The organism is Caulobacter sp. SSI4214, from assembly GCF_012184455.1.
Taxonomy (GTDB): Bacteria; Pseudomonadota; Alphaproteobacteria; order Caulobacterales; family Caulobacteraceae; genus Caulobacter; species Caulobacter vibrioides_E.
On record NZ_SZWJ01000151.1, the window covers coordinates 1 to 5,204 of the forward strand.

4 protein-coding genes are annotated in these 5,204 nt (G+C 69.4%); all 4 read left to right on the forward strand.

What is annotated here, in order from left to right:
* The first annotated feature begins 89 nt into the window (after positions 1-89).
* The 4 genes from FCU40_RS22465 to FCU40_RS22480 all read left to right on the forward strand — a co-directional run bounded on the left by FCU40_RS22465 (position 90) and on the right by FCU40_RS22480 (position 5,101).
* Complete coding sequence (locus tag FCU40_RS22465; RefSeq protein ID WP_168078018.1) at positions 90-575, forward strand: chemotaxis protein CheW; 486 nt, start codon at positions 90-92, stop codon at positions 573-575.
* Positions 576-724: 149 nt separating this feature from the next.
* A complete protein-coding gene (locus FCU40_RS22470) occupies positions 725-1,579 on the forward strand; it encodes a CheR family methyltransferase (RefSeq protein WP_168078020.1) in 855 nt (284 codons plus the stop codon).
* 97 nt (positions 1,580-1,676) lie between these two features.
* Positions 1,677-4,520 (forward strand): TonB-dependent receptor, encoded by a 2,844-nt coding sequence (locus FCU40_RS22475; protein WP_168078022.1) that lies wholly within the window; start codon positions 1,677-1,679, stop codon positions 4,518-4,520.
* Complete coding sequence (locus FCU40_RS22480; protein WP_004621713.1) at positions 4,508-5,101, forward strand: sigma-70 family RNA polymerase sigma factor; 594 nt, start codon at positions 4,508-4,510, stop codon at positions 5,099-5,101. Before FCU40_RS22475 ends, FCU40_RS22480 begins: the two co-directional genes overlap by 13 nt.
* Positions 5,102-5,204 lie beyond the last annotated feature (103 nt).

Genomic DNA, 5,204 nt, shown 5'->3' on the forward strand with positions numbered 1-5,204 from the left:
GCGCAGCAGGCCCGCGCCACCGGCTTCGCCCTGGATCTCAGCCAGGGCGGCGCCGACGCCGACGACGCCAATTTCCGCGAGTACGCCTGATGGCCGCAGCCGATCTTCAATTCGTCACGCTGGGCCTCGGCTCGGAGGTGTTCGCCGTTCCCGTCGCCTATGTGCGCGAGATCCTCGACTACCAGCCTCCGTTCGCCATCCCCGAGGGCCCCAGCTACCTCAAGGGCCTGACGGATGTCCGGGGACGGGGCACGCCGACCATCGATCTGCGGCTGAAGCTCGGCCTGCCGCCGCAGGCGGCTTCGACGGCGACCCGCATCCTCGTGATGGACGTGCCGCTGGACGACCGGGTGCTGGCCCTGGGTCTGATCGCCGACCGGGTCATCGAGGTCGTCTCCTTCTCGGAAGATCAGATCGAGGCCGCGCCGGACATCGGCGTGCCGTGGCGCTCGGACTATATCCGCGGCGTGGTTCGACGCGAGGGCGCCAGCGGAAACAGCGGCTTTGTCGTGATCTTCGATCTGGCCCGGCTGCTGACCAGCCAGGACGCGGCGCTCCTTTCGCAAGCGGCCTGAATGGCGGCTCCGGAGCGTTCCCGGCGAAAGCCGCGTGAACGCGACATCTAGACGCCCGCGCGAGCCAAGCGCGCGGGGTTTGCTCTCGCGCGCCCAGAACGGGCCGCTCAAGAACCGACGGCGCCGGACGCCGCGCCAGGGAGAACCCGTTGTCGAACACCGCCGCCGCGTCGCTGTACGAGCCCGAACCGCTCACCGCCGCGAACTTCCAGCGCCTGGCGACCTTCATCCACGGCTATGCCGGCATCAAGATGCCGGCCAGCAAGCGCACCATGCTGGAGGGGCGTCTGCGTCGCCGACTGCGAGCCCTCGGCATGGCGGACGTCAATGACTACTGCCGGTTCCTGTTCGAGGAGGACGGACTGGCCGACGAGACGATCGACCTGATCGACGCGGTCACGACCAACAAGACCGAGTTCTTCCGCGAACCGGCGCATTTCGACTTCCTGCTCGAGCAAGGCCTCCCGGCCCTCGCCGACAAGGGCAGGCGCCAGATCAAGATCTGGAGCGCGGCGTGCTCGACCGGCGCCGAGCCCTACACGATCGCCATGATCATGGAGGAGTTCCGCCAGGCGCGACGCGACACGGACTATTCCATCCTCTGCACCGACATCTGCACGGAGGTGCTGGCCGAGGCCCTCGCCGGACGCTTTTCGGTGGAGATGATCGAGCCGGTGTCGGCCGCGCGACGGCAGCGCTACCTGATGCGGGCCCGCGACCCGGCCCGCGCCGAGGTTCGGATCAAGCCGCACCTTCGCGCCAAGCTGTCGTTCGCGCGCCTGAACCTGATGGACGAGACCTATCCGGTCGATGCGGACATGGACATCATCTTCTGCCGCAACATGTTGATCTACCTGGATAAGTCGACCCAGGCCAAGGTTCTCGAACGCCTGTGCGGTCGCCTGTCGCCGGGCGGATATCTGCTGCTGGGACACTCCGAATCCATCGTCGGCCTGGATCTGCCGGTCGTCCAGGTCGCCAATACCGTGTTCCAGAAGCGGTAAAGGACCTCGGCGCCACCGCCGCGATCGGTGTCGCCCAAGTGTCATGCTCGGCCAGTAAGGAGCCGTGGGCCTTAAGCCGCGAGCCGCCCTGCCAGGCATGTCCTCCCGTCTGATCATTCCCGCGCTCGGGATCGCGCTCCTGGCGACGCCGGTCGACGCGCGGGCCGGACAGCCGGGTCTGGGCGAGAGTCTCAACCGGCTCGCGGCCGAACGCGACGTGGTGATCCTGTTTCCTCCGGACCTCGTGGCCAATCGACCGGGGCGGACGGCGCCCAGATTCGTCTCGACGCGACGCGCCCTCGAACTGCTGCTGGCGGGCGCCTCGGTCCAGGTCCGGGAACCGCGGCGCGGCGTCTTCGTCCTTGAGCGCGCGACGCCCGCCCCCGCGCCTCGCGCCGTCGCCGAGCCCGCGGCCCCGACCCCGACCCCGACCGAGGTCGAACCGGTCACCGTGACCGCGATCTACGCCGCGAGCCTGGACCGGTCCCTGGACCTGAAGCGATCGGCGGACCACGGTCTCGACGCGATCAGCGCCGAAGACATCGCCCGTCTGCCGGCCGGCAACGCCGCCGAGGCGCTGCAACTCGTCCCCGGCGTCAGCCTGGAGCGCCATCGGGGGGTCGGCCTTTATGTCAGCGTCCGGGGGCTGGGCCCGCAATTCCAGAACGTCCTGCTGAACGGCCGGCCGATCGCGATGAACGACCTGGTCGAGAACGGCGGCTTCCGGGGCCGCCAGTTCCGCTTCGAGGTGCTGCCGGCCGACGTCATCGACCAGATCGAGGTCGCCAAGACCACGACCGCCGACATGGATGAAGGCGCGCTGGGCGGCAATATCGACGTCCGCACCTTCAAGCCGCTCGACCGAGGACCGCGGTCCATCCTTTCGATCCGGACCTCGGAAGGCCAGGTCGGACGCCAGGATCCGTCCGTGTCCGGCGTCTGGAGCTGGGTCGACCCCAGCGATCGCTTCGGCGTGCTGGCCGGCGGGGTGATCGAGCGCCGTCGGATCCGCAACGACCGGCTCTACCAGACAGGCTGGAACCTGGACCGGTTCGCCACGACCCTGGGCCCGGGCCTCTACACGCCGACCCGCACCCGACCGACGATCGAGCTGGAGGACCGCCGGATGGCGTCCGGCGATTTCGCGCTGCAATGGCGCCCCACGCCCGACTGGCGACTGGATGTCGACCTGCTGGCCACCCGCCTGGACGCCCACTACGACGAGTTCGGGCTGGACATCTATCCGGACGACGCCTCGGTCTCCACGCCCAGCTTCGCGCCCGGCAGCCAGTCGATCAAGGGCGACACGGTCCAGGCGGGCCTGATCAACGGGACGCGCTGGATGGCCTCTCGCGAGACCAGCCTCAATCGTCACGACCTCGTCGCGCTTGGCGTCCACCAGCAGTGGCGGCTCGGCGCCTGGACCTTCGACGCCGACTACGCCAATTCGCGCGCCCGCAGCTATCACCCCAAGGGCGAGGGCACGGTCCGGGCGCGGTTCGCCTTCTTCGGACCGCTGCAATACGATTTCAGCCACGGTCTCGGCGGCGGCCCGACTCTGCGCACCACCGTCGACTATACCGATCCCGCCAACTATGTCGGCCAGGGGTTCGACTACACCTGGAAGGACTCGCGCGATCGCGACGCCCTGCTGCGGCTCGATCTCAAGCGCCCGATCGGCGACGGCGTCCTCTCCTTCGGCGGGGAGCGGCACGCGCGCACCCGCGACTATCGGCGACGCGACTGGACGCTCAACACGCTGCTGGGAACGCCGCTGACCAGCCTGGGCCAGGCCTATTATGGCCAGACGCCGTTCTCGGATTTTCTCGCCGGAACCCGCGGCGACCTGCCCCGACGCTGGGTGTCTCTGGACGCTCGCGCCTTTTACGCCCTGCTCTATACGCCCGCGATCGCCGCTCAGCCGCCGTCGCTGGCCGACCTGCGCAACTCGTTCGTGGTTCGGGAGGCGATCACCTCGGCCTATGTCCGCTACGACTACCGCGGCCGGGTGCTGGGGCGGGCGATCAGCGGCGACGTCGGTCTTCGCTACGCCGCGACCCGGCAGACCTCGCTGGGCGTGCTGGCGAACGGCGACGACCCCGTGCCGACCCGCTGGCTCAAGCGCTACGACAACTGGCTGCCGAGCGCCAATCTGCGCGTCGACCTGACGGACCAATGGGTCGTGCGCCTGGCGGCCTCGCGGGTGGTCAACAGGCCCAATGTCCTGGACACGGCGCCTCGCATGACCCTGGCGCGCGATACGCCGACCGCCAACGGCGGCAATCCCGAGCTGTCGCCGTTCATGGCCACCCAGCTGGACGTCTCGCTGGAATGGTATTTCCCGGCCGGCGGCGCGGCGACCGTGGCGGTCTTCGACCGGCGTCTGGACAACTACATCACCGCCCAGAACATCTTCATCGACGTGCCGGGGCGCGGGCGAATTCTGCTGTCGACCAATGTCAATGGCGGCGACGCGCGGATCCAGGGCGTCGAGGCCACGTTCGGCCGCGTGTTTCGCGAGCTTCCCGCGCCGTTCGACGGACTGGGCGTGCAGGGCTCGGCAACGTTGGTGCGAAGCCAGGCGACCTACCTCGCCGGCGACCGGGTGATCCACGACATGCTGCTGGGCCTGTCGCGCGCCAGCTACAGCGCGGTGGCGTTCTATGAGAAGGGACGCGGCTCGGCGCGCCTGGCCTACAACTGGCGCGGGCCCTACCTGACGACCATCGGCAGCTCGATCACCGCCCCGTCGACGACGGCGGCGTTCGGTTCGCTGGACGGCTCGGCCTCCTGGCGCCTCGATCACGGCGTCACGCTCTCCTTGGAGGGGGTCAATCTGGCGGACGCGCGACGGTTCGTTTATGGCGAGAGCCGCGACCAGCCGATGGAGATTCATCACTGGGGCCGCTATCTGTCCGCGAGGCTGCGATGGGCGTTCTGACCTTCTCCGACAGCGGCCCCGCGACCGGCGGCGCGCCGGAGACCGCGACCGAGACGCCCGCCGCCGACTGGCGCGCGGACGCGCCTCGGTTCGACGCCCTGGTGTCACGCTATCGTCGCCCGCTGCTGCGCTTCTTCCGCCGCCGGTCCGTCGGCGTCGAGGACGCCGAGGACCTGACGCAGGAGGTCTTCATGCGCCTGTCGCGACGCTTCTCGAACCTGCACTGGAGCAACCCCGACGGCCTGGTGTTCACCGTCGCGTCCAACGCGCTGGTCGATCACGAGCGCCAGCGCCGGGTCCGCCAGCATGAGCGGCACGTCGAGGTCGATCCAGCCTTGCCGGCCGACGAACCGTCCGCCGAAACCGCCCTGGCGGGACGCCAGCGGCTCCAGCGGCTGGTCGCGGCGCTCGAGGACCTTCACCCCAACACCCGCTCGGTCTTCGTGCTCTGCCGGTTCGAGAACCTGACCCAGGCCCAGGCCGCCAAACGTCTCGGCCTGTCCCAGAGCGCGGTCGAGAAGCACATGATGAACGCCCTGGCGCGGCTGCGCCAGGTGATCGAGGCCCCGAATGACGCATAGTCCCGAGCAGGGCCTTCCCGATCCCAGCCAGCTTCTGGCCGCCAGCCTGACTCGCGCCCTCACGCCCGCCGAACAGGCCCGTCTCGACGCCTGGGCGACCAGC